Genomic DNA, 15,966 nt, shown 5'->3' with positions numbered 1-15,966 from the left:
GGAAAAATAGGAAAAGAAAGCAGAGGAGGGATAGAGATGAATGTTCCATATTGGACGGAAGAGCATGTAAGGGCCACGCTTCCTGAAAGAGATGCGGAGAGCCATAAAGGCACGTACGGTACGGCTTTGCTGCTGGCTGGAAGTGACGACATGCCGGGGGCAGCGCTGCTTGCAGGGCTTGGGGCCATGCGGAGCGGTCTCGGCAAGCTTGTCATCGGTACATCAGAAAGCGTAATCCCGCTAATTGTTCCTGTTTTGCCCGAGGCGACCTATTGGCGTGACGGCTGGAAAAAGGCGGCGGATGCTCAGCTTGAAGAGACGTACCGAGCCATTGCCATCGGATCGGGCCTTCCGCAAACGGAAAGCGTACAGCAGGCAGTCGATCATGTGCTTACGGCTGATTGTCCTGTTATTTTGGATGCCGGAGCGCTGGCGAAGCGCACATATCCGAAACGGGAGGCCCCCGTCATCCTCACGCCGCACCCGGGCGAGTTTTCCCGAATGACAGGGGTGCCCGTGAACGAATTGCAGAAAAAAAGAGCGGAATATGCAAAGGAGTGGGCGGCTCAGCTGCAGACTGTCATTGTGTTAAAAGGAAACCAAACCGTCATCGCGTTTCCTGATGGAGACTGCTGGCTCAATCCAACCGGAAACGGGGCGCTCGCCAAGGGCGGAACCGGTGACACACTGACGGGCATGATATTGGGGATGCTCTGCTGCCATGAAGATCCAAAGCACGCCATATTAAACGCGGTCTATTTGCATGGTGCGTGCGCCGAGCTCTGGACGGACGAGCACTCCGCTCATACGTTGCTCGCTCATGAGCTATCTGACATCCTGCCCCGCGTGTGGAAACGATTTGAATGATAAAAAAGCTGTCTTCAGAGAGAAGACAGCTTTTCTTGATACCCCGCCCGTTTTTTCAGACGCGGTTTCATTAATACATAGTAAAGCACAGAAGGCACGGCCAAGCCGATAATCCATGCGATGTCTCCGCCGCCAAACATTTTGGCAAGCGGTCCGATGTAAAAGCTTGTGTTGATAAACGGAATTTCCAGCAAGATAGACAGAACGAACGCAATTGTGGTGATCCAATTGACCTTTCCATAAGGCCCGTTTACGTCGAACATGGCTTTGACTTGATACTTTCCGTGGCGGACGAAGTAGTAATCGACTAAATTGATTGCCGTCCACGGAATTAAGAAATAACTGATGAAAAAGATAAAATTCAAAAACAGTTCCATAAAATTGCTCTGTCCCAGTAGGCTTAAGACTGTGCCGACAAGCGTGACACCCAGGATCATGATGATTCTGACTTTGGGCGTGACTTTTAATTTCAGAAACGGCTCCAGCGTTGTTGTCGTGGACATGAAAGCCCCATACAGGTTAAAAACATTGATTGCCATTTGCCCAAATAACACAATGATCAGCATAATAAACGAGAAGGGACCGAACAATTGGACAATCTGGCTGCCTGAATTTGCCGTAAAGTCAGGAAGTGAGGTTGTCAGCAATGCGCCGAGCAGCATCATCCAGATGGAGCTGACAGATGTACCTGCATAGCTGTACCAAAATGTTTTTGAAGCCGGTGTTTTAACTGGCAGATATCTTGAATAATCGGCAACATACGGCGCGTAGGCAAGCTGCCACGTCGCAACTGCGCTGACTGCCACCAAGAAAATTGGCAGATCAATCGCTCCGGGAATCCAGCTGCCTGCCGGAATCGGCAATTGAAAAATGAGAATCGTTGCAGCAAAAAATACAGCAAAAGAGGTCCAAGAAAGGATTTTTTGCATTTTGTGAATCAAATCATGGCCGAAAATGGTGAGTAAAAAACATATGGCACTTAAGCCTATAATGCTCCATGAACCCGGGATGGGAACAAAGCTGCTTAAGGTTCCGGCCGCCAGAATCGTGCTGCTTGCGAAGAAACCAAGGTAGATAAACATGACTAAGAAGAGGGGAAGAATCGCTCCGATTACGCCGAATTGGGCACGGCTTTGAATCATTTGCGGGATGCCTAGCTGAGGGCCTTGCGCGGAATGAGACGCCATAAATATGGCACCGATTAAGGTTCCGCAAATAATAGCGGCAACACTCCAAAACAGATTAAGTCCCATTGCAACGGGAATCGTGCCGGTCACTAACGTGGTGATATGCATATTAGCCCCGAACCATACGGGAAATAAATCTTTCGCTTTACCATGTCTTTCTTCATTCGGAATATATTCAATCGTTCGCCTTTCTACTTTCAATGCATCGTCCTCCATATTGGATGTTTTTTTGAAATCGACATAAAGTCATAGCTTAACAGACTATGAGGGGGTTTACAAATAAGGATATGCAGCCAAACGGCCGGGAAGCTTGATCTGTCAATGGCTGAAAAGAATTGTAAAAAAGATGAACGCTTTTGAATCCGGTGTCGTCTCATAAGGCAGAAAAACAAAAAAGGGGGGATCATGGTCATTGGATACACAAGAAGAACAGCGGCTGATACAGCAGGCGAAAGAGGGAAACGACGAGGCGTTTACAGCCCTTTTCCACTATCACTATTCTTTCTTATATAAATACTTGTTAAAGCTTTCCCTTCACCCCGATCTCAGCGAGGAACTTGTTCAGGAAACCTTTCTGAAAGGGTACATCCATTTAAGAAGCTTTCAGGGCCGTTCAAAATTCTCCACGTGGCTGATCTCCATTGCATCGCGGCTCTATCTCGATCACCAGAAAAAGAGAAAGAGAGAATGGAAACGGAATCAGACAGTTACGGAGGAAACAATCCGCAAGATCAAGTGGGACGTGTCGGCGAAAGGGGCAGAGTGGAGCGAAACGCTCGATCTGTTTTCAAAGCTGGACCCTAAACTGCGCACACCAGTTTTATTAAGGCATTACTACGGCTATACCTACGCCGAAATCGGGATGATGCTTCAAATCAAAGAAGGCACTGTAAAGTCCAGAGTTCATAAAGGGCTCCAGCAAATCAGAAAGGAGTGGGACGATGAATAAAGAAAAGCTTTCTGATCATTTGAAGTCAGAATGGAAAAAAATTGATCAAACAGCCAATCCCTCTATACCGAATCAAAAAGAACTGCTTCACCAGCTGTCACAAATGAAAGCTGAATACAGAAAAAAACTTCTTCAAGAGATCATTTTATTTGTATTCTGCGCACTGATGGTTGTGAGTGCTGCAATCTATGCTTTCACTCAAGCTCCTGCTGTGTTTATTGTGCTTCAGGTTTGTGTGCTTGCGGTGCTGCCGATTTTGATTGCGGCTGAGAAAAAAAGGCATCTCGGCGAATGCGAGGTGAAACGCAGATGACACAAACAGAAATCGTCATAACGGTTGCGGCTTATCTCATCGTATTGGCGCAGGGAATCTTTTTATTTATTGATGCGAAAAAACGAAATCGCATGGCATGGATTTGGGGAATTGTCGGACTGATTACAGCACCGATGCCTCTGATTTGTTATTACTTTTTTGTCATTAGGCCGGATCGGAAGAAAAGGGGGATCAAGCAATGAATATTTCTTGGGAAATGATTTTGCCGCTGGTTGTATTACAGCTGGCTTTGGCGGTTTTTGCCCTCATCAGCTGTATAAAAGAAGAGCGGACGAACGGGCCAAAGTGGATGTGGGCTGCAATCATCGTATGTATCAATATTATCGGGCCGATTTTGTTTTTTACCGTCGGCAGAAAGCAAAGGTAAGCCGATATGCTGTCTATTGAATCATTATGCAAATCGTACAGGCACCATGAAGCTGTAAAGAATGTCAGTTTTCACGTGAATGAAAATGAGTGTGTCGCACTATTAGGACCTAATGGAGCCGGCAAAACCACGACTCTGCAAATGCTGGCCGGACTGCTTTCGCCAACCTCTGGAACCATAAAGCTGTTAGGAGAGAAAAAGCTGGATCGGCGTTTGATTGGGTACCTCCCGCAGTATCCTGCTTTTTATTCGTGGATGACCGCAAATGAATTTTTGACATTTGCGGGGAGACTGTCCGGCCTTTCGAAGAGAAAATGCCAAGAGAAAATCGGCGAGATGCTGGAATTTGTCGGTTTGCACGAAGCGGCGCACAAAAGGATCGGGGGCTATTCAGGAGGCATGAAACAAAGACTCGGTCTGGCACAGGCACTGCTCCATAAACCGAAGTTTTTGATATTGGATGAACCGGTGTCTGCTCTTGATCCGACAGGGCGGTTCGAGGTGCTGGACATGATGCGGGAGCTGAAAAAGCATATGGCCGTTCTGTTTTCTACACATGTTTTGCACGATGCAGAGCAGGTGTGTGATCAAGTGGTGATTATGAAAAACGGTGAAATTTCATGGAAAGGCGAGTTACAGGAGCTGAAACAACAGCAGCAAACGAACGTTTTTACCCTTTCAGTGAAAGAGAAGCTGGAAGGCTGGCTTGAAGAGAAGCCTTACGTCTCAGCTATTGTCTATAAGAATCCGTCCCAAGCTGTTTTCGAGCTGCCTGATATACACGCTGGCCGGTCATTATTAAGTGACTGTATCCGAAAGGGATTGACCGTCACCCGATTTGAACAGAAAACGGAGTCTCTAGAAGACGTCTATCTAAAGGTGGTGCACGCATGAAGGTGATGATGGCGCTATTGCAGAAGGAGTGGCTGGAAGGATGGAAAAGCGGCAAGCTGATTTGGCTGCCGATTGCGATGATGATCGTCGGGCTGACACAGCCGCTGACCATTTATTATATGCCGGAAATCATCGCACATGGAGGGAACCTTCCTGACGGCATGAAGATTAGTTTTACGACGCCCTCCGGGTCTGAAGTGATGGTCAGCACGCTTTCTCAATTCAACACGCTTGGCATGGCTCTGGTCATCTTTAGCGTGATGGGCAGTGTAGCCAATGAAAGAAATCAAGGGGTAACAGCGCTGATTATGTCGCGGCCTGTAACGGCAGCCCATTATATCGTGAGTAAATGGCTCATCCAAAGCGTGATCGGCATTATGTCGTTTGCAGCTGGATACGGGCTTGCTTATTATTACGTTCGGCTGCTGTTTGAGGACGCATCATTCAGCCGCTTTGCCGCAAGCCTTGGCCTTTACGCGCTTTGGGTGATATTTATTGTGACCGCCGGCCTTGCGGGAAGTACGATATTCCGGTCTGTCGGAGCAGCTGCGGCTTGCGGGATCGGGCTCACAGCAGCCGTTTCCTTTGCTGTTTCACTATTTCCAGATGGTGCGAAGTGGCTTCCGGCTGAGATTTGCAAGCAGGCGGAGCATATCCTTCTTCATGGAGAGCGGGCAGATTTTTTCGGATGGTCACTCACTTTCTCCATTCTGTGCATCATGCTTCTGGCCGTGTTTTCTGTGTGGCGCTTCCGGCGGTATGAAAGCTATTAATTGATCATGTTACGTTTTTGCGCGAGCATCACAAAAAAGGCGGCAAATGCCAGAGACCCGGCTCCATAAAAAACTCCCGCAAGCCCGATAAGCTGTGCGATTTTTCCGGCAAGAAGGGGCCCGAGGAAGATGCCTAGCGCATAAAATGATTGATAAAACCCCATCACTGACATTTTTAAACGGGCAGAACTGATTTCGACGACATGGCTTAGCAGCAGAGGAAAAACGAAGCCGAGCGCCAGTCCGATACAGGCGTGTGTGATGCAAACCGTGAACAATGCAGCTGAAAAAGGAACGTATAGCAGACAGACCCCGGTGACTGCGAAACTAATGAGCATCACGGAGTAAGCGATACGGCTTGTAAATCGCAGAAACACAAAGCTTAATGTGGCGGCTGCGTGTGGGAGGAAAAAGGCGCTCATCACCCAAAGCAGCTCCGCGTCGCCCATTCCGAGCTGATTCATGTAAAGCGGCGTAAAACCAAACACTGTGATAAATAATACGGCATGGGCCGTCATAGACAGGATGGTGAAAAGCTTCAGCTTTGGCAGCCGCAATGTATCTTTGATGTACTGATTGACACGAATGGTGTCACGGTTTGCGGGAGGAGCAGACGGATCCTTAATAAAGCAGCAGATCACCAGACCTGCGACCGAGGCTGCCAGCGCCATCCAAAAAGGGACCTGCCTGCCTAAATGGGCTGCCGCAAGCCCGCAGAACACAATGCTGGCAAACTGAGGCATGACGGTAAAAAACTGCATGATGCCCATTGCTTTTGATGCATTGACATTGTTGAAATAATGTGCGTATAAAATGGTCGCCATCACCCACATAGAAGCAGTGATTCCCGCGAAAAGCCGGGCGGCCAGCACGAAGAAGAAAGAATCAAACATCAGAAAAAGCAGGCTGCTGAGGACGGAAAAGCCGAACCCGGCAATTAACAATTGCTTGCGCAAGGAAAACAGGATGTCTGACACAAGGCCGAGCGGGAATCGCAGAAGGATTTGCGTGACCCCGTAGCTGCCGAGAATGATGCCGATTGCGCCATATGAAAAGTGCAGATCCTCCAAATACAGACTGAATACAGGAACGTAAATATAGCCTGAAAACCAGAAACAAAATACCATGCATAAAAAAACGGCGTGATCTAAAGCGCCGATTGTTTTTTTCTGAGGAATCAAGTCCTGCTGTAATTCCATCGTATCTCTCCACCCCTTTCCTTCCAAGTACAACACAATTATTGAAAGCGTTTCAATAGAAAAATAAAAAAACAGGGCTTCTAAAAAAGCCCTGTTCGCTGTTGTTAATACGGATCAGACGGATGACTCTCCTGTTCAGCCTGCTTTGCAGCCTGTTCCGTTTCAGTTGTGCCGATCGGCCCGTTGCTGTTGTTTTCGGAAACCTTTTTTAGCCCTTCTGCTACGCGTTTTCCGTAGTCAGGATCAGCTTTTGTGAAATTCTCAATCATTTGATCCTGAATTTCTTTTCGGCACGTAGAAAGCGTATTCACCAAATTCGTAATCAATTCGTTCCGCTCAAATTCAGTAAATCTCCGGTACGTTTCTCCAGCCTGTCCGAAGTTGTTTGTTCTGTCAATCGCTTCACGCTTTACATCACCTTCGACATGCGGCGTATGGTCTTTTCCGTCCTGCTTCGCTTCCTTCAGCCCACCCATAATGGATGGCTCGTAGTTGACGTGCGGGTTTTGTCCTTCTGCTCTATCGACCCGATATTGCATCTGCCCGCCTTCCTGGTTGGTGGCGACATGCTTTTTCGGCGAGTTGATCGGAAGCTGCAGGTAATTTGCGCCTACACGGTAGCGCTGCGTATCAGAGTAGGCAAACGTACGCCCCTGGAGCAATTTGTCGTCTGAAAAATCAAGCCCGTCGACAAGCACTCCCGTTCCAAATGAAGCTTGCTCCACTTCCGCATGGTAGTTTTCCGGATTTTTGTTCAGAACCAATTTACCGATCGGTTTCCATGGGAAATCGTCTTTATACCACAGTTTTGTTGGATCAAGAGGATCAAAGTCCAGTTCAGGATGCTCATCATCGCTCATGATTTGAGCATATACTTCCCACTCTGGATAATCGCCATTTTCAATCGCGTCATATAGATCCTGTGTGGCATGGTTAAAGTTTTTCCCTTGAATCTCTTCTGCTTCCTTCTGTGTCAGGTTGCGGATGCCCTGCTTCGGTTCAAAATGGTATTTCACGAGAACGGCCTTGCCCTCCTCATTCACCCATTTATAGGCATGTACGCCTGAACCCTGCATTTGCCGGTAGTTGGCCGGAATGCCCCAAGGCGAAAACAAGAAGGTGATCATGTGTGTCGCTTCAGGAGATTGAGAAATGAAATCGAAAATACGTTCACCATCCTGGATGTTGGTCACTGGATCAGGCTGAAATGCATGTACAAGATCCGGAAATTTCAGCGGGTCGCGGATAAAAAAGATTTTTAGGTTGTTCCCGACCAAATCCCAGTTTCCGTCTTCTGTATATAGCTTTACAGCAAAACCGCGCGGGTCTCTCAATGTTTCAGGCGAGTGTTTTCCATGATTCACAGTTGAAAAACGGACAAATGCCGGTGTTTTCTTGCCTTTTTCCTGAAAGAGCTTGGCCCGTGTGTATTTTGAAATCGGTTCGTCTCCGAAGCTTCCGTATGCTTCAAAATACCCGTGTGCACCTGCTCCCCTGGCATGAACAACCCGCTCAGGGATGCGTTCCCGGTCGAAGTGGCTGATCTTTTCGAGAAAATCATAGTTCTCAAGTGTTGTAGGCCCTCTATTCCCGACGGTTCTCACATTCTGGTTGTCAGTAACAGGATGCCCCTGCCTATTCGTTAAGGTATCCTCTGACTCGTTTTTCCCGGATGTCTTGTGGGAAAGCGCTTCCTCGCTCCCTTGGGCATTTGATTGGTGCTGCTTGTTTTGATGATCATCTTTCAATGGTTGGCCCTCCTTTTTTGAACGGTAACAATATTCCCTGAATGGAAAGATTTTAAAACAGCCGTTTTTTTTGATCTGCTTCGGGAATGGTACAATGTACAAAAATCGGTAAAAGGAGAGGTCGATTCGTGACGAGAGAAAAAAATCCGCTGCCCATCACGTTTTATCAAAAAACCGCTCTTGAGCTTGCCCCATCGCTTCTGGGCTGCCTTCTTGTAAAAGAAACAGACGAAGGCACAGCGTCAGGCTATATTGTGGAAACAGAGGCCTATATGGGTGCTGGAGACAGAGCGGCACACAGCTTTAACAACCGCCGGACGAAGCGGACTGAGATCATGTTTGCAGAAGCTGGGCGGGTATATACATACGTGATGCACACCCATACATTGCTGAATGTCGTTGCCGCGGAAGAGGATGTCCCGCAAGCGGTATTAATCAGGGCGATTGAGCCGCATGAAGGCCAGCTGTTAATGGAGGAGAGAAGGCCGGGCAGGAGTCCGAGGGAATGGACAAACGGACCAGGAAAGCTGACGAAAGCGCTTGGCGTTACGATGAATGACTACGGACGCTGGATTACGGAACAGCCGCTTTACATCGAAAGCGGGTACACACCGGAAGCAATTTCAACCGGCCCGCGCATCGGCATTGACAACAGCGGGGAGGCACGCGATTATCCATGGCGTTTCTGGGTGACGGGAAACAGGTACGTGTCGCGTTAGCATGTTTAAGGAAGAGGCAATCAGGGGAATGGTTGAGAAAAAAGAAGGGAGAATCGGAGCTTTGAAAAAGATGATCAAAACCGTTATCAAATGGGCGCCGGTCATTTACCCGATTGTTCGAAAAATCATGAAGGACCGCAAGGCGTCTAAACAAAAGAATATGTCCGCATCTAGAACAGCCGGCTGATCCCGGCTGTTTTTTTATAGGTCAGTTTTCCCTCTAGTCCTCCGGATGTTCATTGACTTGCCATTCTCTCCATTATAGAATTTATATACATTTCGCATCCCTTCATCATCCTTTCTGCCTATTCACTGAATCCCTGCATCTACTAGTTAGGAGGTTTTTCTCATGCTTCATGGGCGACTACGTGATATTCTGCGCTTGCTGATGGCGGCTGAAGCCCCGGTGACAAGTTCGTTTTTTGCCGCGCAATTAAACGTAACGACGCGGACAGTCCGCAATGATATAAAGGAACTTCAAGGTGTGCTAAGCGGTCACGGTGCCTTTGTACAATCTGTAAGAGGCTCCGGCTACAAGCTCCGCATTGATGACGAGCAAGTATTCAGAACACTGCTGCAAGATGAATTTCAGCAAAAAAAGGGCCTGCCGGTATTGCCGGAGGAGAGAATGGCCTATCTTATGAAACGTCTGCTGCTGGCGGACCATTATCTCAAGCTCGATGAACTTGCTGAAGAACTATTTATCTCAAAATCTACACTCCAAACGGATTTAAAGGAAGTAAAGAAACGTCTGCTGCCTTACCGCATCGTCATGGAAACACGTCCGAATTACGGCTTCAAGCTGCGCGGGGACGAGGTGCAGATGAGGTACTGCATGGCGGAGTACATTGTCGATGAAAGAGAAACGGAGATAGATGTTTTAAATGAAAAGGCTGATATTTTGCCAAAAGAAGAAATTGAGATCATCCGTTCCGCCATCTTGAAAAAAATGAAAAACGACCGCATCCCTCTGTCCAACATGGGACTGAATAACCTCATTATCCATATCGCTATCGCCTGTAAACGGATCAGAACGGAAAACTATGTATCTCTTTTCCCGAAAGATATGGATCATATCCTGCATCAAAAGGAGTACCAGGCTGCAGAAGCCATCGTAAAAGAGCTGGAATCAGCGCTTGCCGTTACGTTTCCGAAAGACGAGACGGCCTACATCACCATGCATCTCCTTGGCACAAAACGAATGACACAATCACAATGCGGAGAGGACACATTTTCAATAGAAGAGGAAACCGATCAGCTGACACTTGCCATGATCAAAGCTGTTGATCGTGAACTGAAGCTTGGCATCCTGCATGACAAAGAGCTGAAAATCGGCTTGGCCCTGCATATGAAGCCGGCGATCAGCCGCAATCGATACGGCATGAATCTTCGAAATCCGATGCTGGCAGCGATCAAGGAACATTATCCACTCGCTTTTGAAGCCGGGATCATTGCCGGAATCGTGATAAAGGAACAAACGGGTATTGAGATTCATGAAAACGAAATTGGATATTTGGCTCTCCACTTTGGCGCCGCGATTGAACGAAAAAAAACAGAAAGCCCGCCGAAACGCTGTATCATTGTATGCGCATCGGGTGCCGGGAGTGCCCAGCTTCTGCGCGAAAAACTCCGTTCCCATTTCGGCAAGCGGCTCGATATTCTTGGAACGGCTGAGTATTATAGTCTTGATCAAATGTCCTACGAATCAATTGATTTTGTCATCAGCACCATTCCGATTAAAAAAGAGCTCCCTGTACCAGTACTGAAGGTTAACACCATCTTAGGCGGAACTGACTTTACAAAAATAGAATCTATTCTGAGTGATGAAAAGGAAAAAGCCAATCGCTACCTAAAAAAAGAACTCGTTTTTTTTCAGGAGGATCTGCGCTCAAAAGAAGAAGTGATTCAATTTTTAGGGCAGAAAGCGGTCGAATGCGGCTTTGCCGATGAAGAAATCATAGATTCCATTTTTGAAAGAGAAGACATGTCGCCAACGTGTTTTGGCAATCTTGTTGCCATCCCGCACCCGCTTGTTCCGCAGACGAAAACAACGTTTTGGGCCGTTTGTACGCTCAAAAAACCGATCGATTGGGAGAGTCAGCGAGTTCAATTTGTCTGTCTGCTTTGTGTCGAAAAGGAGAACAAAGCGGATTTGCAAAGCATGTATAAACTGCTTGGCAGCATTTTGGATGACCCGGCGGCGGTGAACCAGCTGATCAAATGTCGTTCATATCAAGAGCTTTCGGATGTGTTTGACCAAAAAATGCTGAGCTGACAGCCTGTATATACCTTTTTTCCGTTGCATGCGGAAAAACCCTGAGTGTTTATGAAAGCGATTTCATAATATGATGATAGCAACAGCAGGACATTACAAAATTGATCAAACTCTAGGGGGTCTTTTACATGAATATATTACTCGTTTGTGCAGCAGGCATGTCTACTAGCTTACTGGTGAGCAAGATGGAAAAAAGTGCGCAGGAACAGGGAAAAGACTATACCATTTGGGCAGTTTCAGGCGATTCTGTACAAAATCATATCGATAAAGCGGATGTATTGCTTCTCGGTCCGCAAGTCCGTTACATGCTTCCGCAGCTCAAAAAATTAGGAGAGTCAAAGGGGGTTCCGGTAGACGTCATTAATACCGTCCATTATGGCACGTGCAACGGGGCGGAAGTGCTGAAATCAGCTGAACAGCTTGGACATGTGTCATAGAGAGGGGCGGGCTATGTGAATAAAGTCAATCAGATCTTAGAAGAAAAGGTCATGCCTATAGCGGGAAGAATTGCGGGACAGCGTCATTTGCAGGCGCTGCGTGATGGTATCATCCTCACGATGCCCCTGATTATCATCGGTTCCTTTTTCCTCATCATTGGCAACCTCCCGATCCCGGGATACGCTGAGTTTATGGCAAAAACGTTTGGCAGCTCCTGGTCTGAAAAACTGGCCTACCCAGTCGACGCGACCTTTGAAATTATGGGTCTTGTCGCCGCGTTCGGCATCGCCTACCGGCTCGCCGAGAAATACGGTGTTGATGCCTTGTCGGCCGGAGCCATTTCCCTTGCGGCATTTTTATTAGCAACACCTTATCAAGTGCCGTTTATGCCGGATGGCGCGACGAAAGAAATCATGGTTGGCGGCGGGATTCCGCTTTCGCTCATGGGAAGCAAAGGCTTATTTGTCGCCATGATTATCGCAATGGTGTCCACAGAGATTTACCGCCTTATTATCCAGCGCAATTTAGTCTTCAAAATGCCGGACGGTGTCCCGCCGGCGGTAAGCAAGTCATTTGTCGCGTTAATCCCCGGCTTTGCCGTCATCTTCCTGATTTGGGCAGCCCGGCTGATTGTTGAAGCGACACCGTTTGAAAGCCTTCATAATATTGTAAGCGTTTTATTAGGGACTCCGCTTTCCATTCTGGGAGGAAGCCTTGGAGGAAGCCTTGTCGCCGAAGCCGTCAAAATGCTTTTATGGGCCTGCGGCCTTCACGGTGCAAACATTGTCGGAGGCGTCATGGCACCAATTTGGTACGGCGCAATGGATGCCAACCGGATCGCATTCCAAGCCGGTGAGGAGCTTCCTAAGATTTTCACCCAGCAATTTTTCGATATCTGGGTCAATATCGGCGGAAGCGGCGCCACATTGGCACTGGTTGTCACGATGTTTCTGCGCGCCCGAAGCAAACAAATGAAGCAGCTCGGGAAGCTTGCGGTCGGCCCGGCCATCTTCAATATTAACGAACCGATTATATTCGGAATGCCGATCGTCATGAACCCAATGCTCTTACTTCCGTTTATCATCACACCGCTTGTCACAGTGACACTTACGTACATCGGAATGAGCACCGGCCTTGTCGCAAAACCGGCGGGTATCGCAGTGCCGTGGACCATGCCGCCGATCTTTTCAGGCTACTTGGCGACAGGAGGAAAAGTCTCAGGCGCGGTCATGCAAGCCATTAATATTGTCGTATCCTTTGTTGTCTACTACCCGTTCTTCAGAATGTGGGATAAGCAGAAGCTGAAAGAAGAAAACGATCTGGAGCTGGTTCAAACGCCTGCAGCATCAGATGACAAAGAAGCGGCTCTGTAGAGAAAGGAAGTGAATCGCGTGAATGAGGAAATGGAACAAATCATTTTTCAAATCATCCTTCACGGAGGAAACGGTAGGAGCTCCGCAATGGAGGCCATTGCCGCTGCGAAAAGCGGTGACGCAGAAGAAGCGCGGAAAAAGCTTCAAGACGCTGCTGAAGAATTGTCAAAAGCCCATCATTATCAGACAGAGCTGATCCAAAATGAAGCGGGCGGAGAAAAGACGGAAATGACGCTTCTGATGGTTCATGCACAGGATCATTTAATGAATGCAATGACAGTGAAGGATATGGCTGCAGAGATCATTGAGTTATATGAAAAAATCACCGAGCAAAGGGGAGCAAGCATATGACAAAAGGATTGAAGATTGTAACGATTGGCGGAGGTTCAAGCTATACGCCCGAGCTAGTGGAGGGGTTCATTAAACGGTATGATGAGCTGCCTGTGCGCGAATTATGGCTCGTCGATATCCCTGAGGGCGAAGAAAAGCTGAATATTGTCGGCACACTCGCCAAACGGATGGTTGAAAAAGCTGGCGTCCCGATTGACATTCATCTTACGCTCGACCGGAGAAAAGCGCTGAAAGACGCAGACTTTGTTACCACCCAATTCCGCGTCGGACTTTTGCAGGCAAGAGCAAAGGATGAGCGCATTCCGCTAAAATACGGTGTAATAGGCCAGGAAACAAACGGCCCGGGAGGCCTGTTTAAAGGATTGCGCACAATTCCGGTCATCCTTGAGATCGCAAAGGACATAGAAGAGCTTTGCCCGAACGCTTGGCTTGTTAACTTCACAAACCCTGCCGGCATGGTAACAGAAGCCTTGCTTCGCTACTCCAACCTGAAGAAAGTCGTCGGTCTTTGCAATGTTCCAATCGGCATCAAAATGGGCGTAGCCAAAGCGCTTGAGGTAGATGTGGACCGCGTAGAAGTCCAATTTGCCGGACTGAACCATATGGTATTCGGGCTGGATGTTTTCTTGGACGGCGTAAGTGTGAAAGAGCAAGTCATCGAGGCGATGGGTGACCCGAAAAACGCGATGACGATGAAAAATATCTCAGGCGCCGAATGGGAACCAGATTTCTTAAAAGCGCTCAATGTGATCCCTTGCGGCTATCACCGTTACTATTTCAAAACAAAAGAGATGCTGGAGCACGAACTGGAAGCATCACAAACGGAGGGCACCCGCGCTGAAGTCGTACAGAAGGTCGAAAAAGAGCTGTTCGAGCTTTATAAAGATCCGAACCTTGCGATCAAACCGCCGCAGCTGGAAAAACGGGGCGGGGCTTACTACAGTGATGCAGCATGTAACTTAATCAGCTCCATTTATAATGATAAACATGACATTCAGCCGGTGAACACAATCAATAATGGTGCAATAGCGAGCATTCCAGACGATTCCGCAGTTGAAGTGAACTGTGTGATGACGAAAACCGGCCCTAAGCCAATTGCTGTCGGCGACTTGCCGGTGTCTGTCCGCGGCCTCGTCCAGCAAATCAAATCCTTTGAACGTGTCGCGGCAGAAGCGGCAGTTACAGGTGACTACCAAACTGCACTCCTTGCCATGACGATTAACCCGCTTGTCCCGTCCGATACTGTGGCCAAACAGATTTTAGACGAAATGCTGGAGGCGCACAAAGCGTATCTGCCGCAGTTTTTCAACAAAATTGAAGCGTAAAAAAAGCCGGCCTGTACTGGGCCGGCTTTTTTCTTACTTGCTTTCAGTCAGCGCTGCGACTTCGGTCGTCCATCCGAATTCGTCTGCGACAGCGCCTTTTTGAATGCCTGTAATCGTGTCATATAGTTTTTTTGCGATTTCTCCTGTTTCACCGTTGTTGATCGAAAGTGTTTCATCCTGCCAGATCAGCTCGCCGACTGGGGAAATAACAGCTGCTGTACCAGTTCCGAAGGCTTCTTCCAGGATGCCGTCTTTATGGGCTTGGATGACCTCATCGATCGCAATTTTCCGTTCTGAAACTTGAAGGCCCCAATGCTTAAGCAAGGCGATGACTGAATTGCGCGTAATGCCTTCCAGGATGCTTCCGTTCAGCATCGGCGTTACGATTTCACCGTTGATTTTGAAGAAGATGTTCATGCTTCCAACTTCTTCGATGTATTTCTTCTCAATGCCGTCCAGCCAAAGCACTTGGGAAAATCCTTTCTCTTCGGCGACCTGCTGCGCTTTTAAGCTTGAAGCGTAGTTCCCTGCGGTTTTGGCATTTCCTGTTCCGCCTTTTACCGCACGGACAAATTCACTTTCAACAGCGATTTTGACCGGCTTAATGCCTTCTTTGTAATAAGAGCCGACCGGAGAAAGAATGATCAAGAGCTTATACGTATGAGATGCCGCAACACCAAGGAAAGGCTCGGTTGCGATGATGAACGGACGGATGTATAGGGACGTGCCCTCCGCATTTGGAATCCAGTCTTTATCAATTGCGACAAGCTGCTTTAAGCCTTCAAGAACCTGTTCTTCATCAATTTGCGGGATGCAGAGGCGGTCGTTTGATTGATTCAGGCGTTCCATATTTTTTTCCGGTCTGAAAAGCAGAACATGGTCATCCTCTGACACGTAAGCCTTTAACCCTTCAAACACGGTTTGGCCGTAGTGATAGACCATTGCGGCCGGATCCATTGATAAGGGCTGATAAGGAATGATTCTTGGATCGTACCAACCTTTATCTGCGGCATAGTCCATTACAAACATGTGGTCTGTAAACACTCTTCCGAACGAAAGCTGATTTGGGTCTGGTTTCGGTTTTTTTGTTGATGTCAATTCAACGCGAATTGTTTGTTTAGTCATGGTCAATCTCCCTGCTGTTAAATTGTTTATATTATCAAACTT

The 15,966-nt window shown here is 47.8% G+C and carries 18 protein-coding genes; 14 read left to right on the top strand and 4 right to left on the bottom strand.

What is annotated here, in order from left to right; all coding sequences use genetic code 11:
* Positions 1–36: 36 nt before the first annotated feature.
* Positions 37–867, top strand: a complete 831-nt coding sequence (locus FB592_RS04160; protein ID WP_003227282.1) for an NAD(P)H-hydrate dehydratase — start codon at positions 37–39, stop codon at positions 865–867.
* 14 nt (positions 868–881) lie between these two features.
* Here the strand turns inward: FB592_RS04160 and FB592_RS04155 are convergent, their stop codons facing one another.
* Positions 882–2,255: a cytosine permease gene (locus FB592_RS04155; RefSeq protein WP_141949294.1), complete on the bottom strand. Its 1,374-nt coding sequence runs from the start codon at positions 2,253–2,255 to the stop codon at positions 882–884.
* A gap of 211 nt (positions 2,256–2,466) precedes the next feature.
* Here FB592_RS04155 and sigY point away from each other — a divergent pair, with 211 nt between their 5' ends.
* The 6 genes from sigY to FB592_RS04125 are packed head-to-tail and all read left to right on the top strand — an operon-like array spanning position 2,467 to position 5,371.
* On the top strand, positions 2,467–3,003 hold the full coding sequence (gene sigY, locus FB592_RS04150; RefSeq protein WP_014481313.1) for an RNA polymerase sigma factor SigY: 537 nt from the start codon (positions 2,467–2,469) through the stop codon (positions 3,001–3,003).
* Positions 2,996–3,316 (top strand): YxlC family protein, encoded by a 321-nt coding sequence (locus FB592_RS04145; RefSeq protein WP_014481312.1) that lies wholly within the window; start codon positions 2,996–2,998, stop codon positions 3,314–3,316. The genes sigY and FB592_RS04145 overlap by 8 nt, the downstream gene beginning before the upstream one ends.
* The gene (gene yxlD / locus FB592_RS04140) at positions 3,313–3,519 is read left to right on the top strand and encodes a sigma Y negative regulator YxlD (RefSeq protein ID WP_014481311.1); all 207 of its coding nucleotides are present in this window, start codon (positions 3,313–3,315) and stop codon (positions 3,517–3,519) included. Before FB592_RS04145 ends, yxlD begins: the two co-directional genes overlap by 4 nt.
* A complete protein-coding gene (gene yxlE / locus FB592_RS04135) occupies positions 3,516–3,704 on the top strand; it encodes a sigma Y negative regulator YxlE (protein WP_014481310.1) in 189 nt (62 codons plus the stop codon). The genes yxlD and yxlE overlap by 4 nt, the downstream gene beginning before the upstream one ends.
* Positions 3,705–3,710: 6 nt before the next feature.
* Positions 3,711–4,598, top strand: coding sequence for an ABC transporter ATP-binding protein (locus FB592_RS04130; protein WP_003244494.1), 888 nt, complete (start codon positions 3,711–3,713; stop codon positions 4,596–4,598).
* Complete coding sequence (locus tag FB592_RS04125; RefSeq protein WP_021480961.1) at positions 4,595–5,371, top strand: ABC transporter permease; 777 nt, start codon at positions 4,595–4,597, stop codon at positions 5,369–5,371. Before FB592_RS04130 ends, FB592_RS04125 begins: the two co-directional genes overlap by 4 nt.
* Here the strand turns inward: FB592_RS04125 and FB592_RS04120 are convergent.
* Positions 5,368–6,570: an MFS transporter gene (locus FB592_RS04120; protein WP_141949293.1), complete on the bottom strand. Its 1,203-nt coding sequence runs from the start codon at positions 6,568–6,570 to the stop codon at positions 5,368–5,370. The two genes, FB592_RS04125 and FB592_RS04120, sit on opposite strands and share 4 nt — an antisense overlap.
* Positions 6,571–6,674: 104 nt before the next feature.
* Positions 6,675–8,318: a catalase KatX gene (gene katX / locus FB592_RS04115; protein ID WP_032725113.1), complete on the bottom strand. Its 1,644-nt coding sequence runs from the start codon at positions 8,316–8,318 to the stop codon at positions 6,675–6,677.
* Positions 8,319–8,446: 128 nt separating this feature from the next.
* Between katX and FB592_RS04110 the strand changes: the two genes are divergently transcribed.
* The 7 genes from FB592_RS04110 to licH all read left to right on the top strand — a co-directional run bounded on the left by FB592_RS04110 (position 8,447) and on the right by licH (position 14,799).
* A complete protein-coding gene (locus FB592_RS04110; protein WP_003227303.1) occupies positions 8,447–9,037 on the top strand; it encodes a DNA-3-methyladenine glycosylase in 591 nt (196 codons plus the stop codon).
* A 28-nt stretch (positions 9,038–9,065) separates the two neighbouring features.
* Positions 9,066–9,224, top strand: a complete 159-nt coding sequence (locus FB592_RS04105; RefSeq protein ID WP_009968374.1) for a hypothetical protein — start codon at positions 9,066–9,068, stop codon at positions 9,222–9,224.
* A 162-nt stretch (positions 9,225–9,386) separates the two neighbouring features.
* Entirely contained in the window at positions 9,387–11,312 is a 1,926-nt protein-coding gene (licR, locus tag FB592_RS04100) for a transcriptional regulator LicR (RefSeq protein ID WP_041850364.1), read from the top strand.
* Between the two features lie 128 nt (positions 11,313–11,440).
* The gene (gene licB / locus FB592_RS04095; protein WP_003218755.1) at positions 11,441–11,749 is read left to right on the top strand and encodes a PTS lichenan transporter subunit IIB; all 309 of its coding nucleotides are present in this window, start codon (positions 11,441–11,443) and stop codon (positions 11,747–11,749) included.
* A gap of 15 nt (positions 11,750–11,764) precedes the next feature.
* Entirely contained in the window at positions 11,765–13,123 is a 1,359-nt protein-coding gene (gene licC, locus FB592_RS04090; protein ID WP_003227311.1) for a PTS lichenan transporter subunit IIC, read from the top strand.
* An 18-nt stretch (positions 13,124–13,141) separates the two neighbouring features.
* Complete coding sequence (gene licA / locus FB592_RS04085; protein WP_003227313.1) at positions 13,142–13,474, top strand: PTS lichenan transporter subunit IIA; 333 nt, start codon at positions 13,142–13,144, stop codon at positions 13,472–13,474.
* Positions 13,471–14,799, top strand: coding sequence for a 6-phospho-beta-glucosidase LicH (gene licH, locus FB592_RS04080; protein ID WP_100505972.1), 1,329 nt, complete (start codon positions 13,471–13,473; stop codon positions 14,797–14,799). Before licA ends, licH begins: the two co-directional genes overlap by 4 nt.
* 33 nt (positions 14,800–14,832) lie before the next feature.
* On the opposite strand, the gene FB592_RS04075 is transcribed toward licH, so the two are convergent.
* A complete protein-coding gene (locus tag FB592_RS04075; protein WP_003244231.1) occupies positions 14,833–15,924 on the bottom strand; it encodes a branched-chain amino acid aminotransferase in 1,092 nt (363 codons plus the stop codon).
* Positions 15,925–15,966 lie beyond the last annotated feature (42 nt).

This window comes from Bacillus sp. SJZ110, assembly GCF_006715455.1.
GTDB lineage: Bacteria > Bacillota > Bacilli > Bacillales > Bacillaceae > Bacillus > Bacillus subtilis.
The sequence above is the reverse complement of the archived record's forward strand: the minus strand, read 5'-3'. Positions and strand labels throughout refer to the sequence as shown.

What these genes read in the sequence shown, in the direction of transcription:
- FB592_RS04160 (WP_003227282.1), top strand. Translation starts at nt 37, where the DNA reads ATGAATGTTCCATATTGGACGGAAGAGCATGTAAGGGCCACGCTTCCT.
- FB592_RS04145 (WP_014481312.1), top strand. Translation starts at nt 2,996, where the DNA reads ATGAATAAAGAAAAGCTTTCTGATCATTTGAAGTCAGAATGGAAAAAA.
- yxlD (WP_014481311.1), top strand. Translation starts at nt 3,313, where the DNA reads ATGACACAAACAGAAATCGTCATAACGGTTGCGGCTTATCTCATCGTA.
- yxlE (WP_014481310.1), top strand. Translation starts at nt 3,516, where the DNA reads ATGAATATTTCTTGGGAAATGATTTTGCCGCTGGTTGTATTACAGCTG.
- FB592_RS04130 (WP_003244494.1), top strand. Translation starts at nt 3,711, where the DNA reads ATGCTGTCTATTGAATCATTATGCAAATCGTACAGGCACCATGAAGCT.
- FB592_RS04125 (WP_021480961.1), top strand. Translation starts at nt 4,595, where the DNA reads ATGAAGGTGATGATGGCGCTATTGCAGAAGGAGTGGCTGGAAGGATGG.
- FB592_RS04120 (WP_141949293.1), bottom strand. Translation starts at nt 6,570, where the DNA reads ATGGAATTACAGCAGGACTTGATTCCTCAGAAAAAAACAATCGGCGCT.
- FB592_RS04105 (WP_009968374.1), top strand. Translation starts at nt 9,066, where the DNA reads ATGGTTGAGAAAAAAGAAGGGAGAATCGGAGCTTTGAAAAAGATGATC.
- licR (WP_041850364.1), top strand. Translation starts at nt 9,387, where the DNA reads ATGCTTCATGGGCGACTACGTGATATTCTGCGCTTGCTGATGGCGGCT.
- licB (WP_003218755.1), top strand. Translation starts at nt 11,441, where the DNA reads ATGAATATATTACTCGTTTGTGCAGCAGGCATGTCTACTAGCTTACTG.
- licH (WP_100505972.1), top strand. Translation starts at nt 13,471, where the DNA reads ATGACAAAAGGATTGAAGATTGTAACGATTGGCGGAGGTTCAAGCTAT.
- FB592_RS04075 (WP_003244231.1), bottom strand. Translation starts at nt 15,924, where the DNA reads ATGACTAAACAAACAATTCGCGTTGAATTGACATCAACAAAAAAACCG.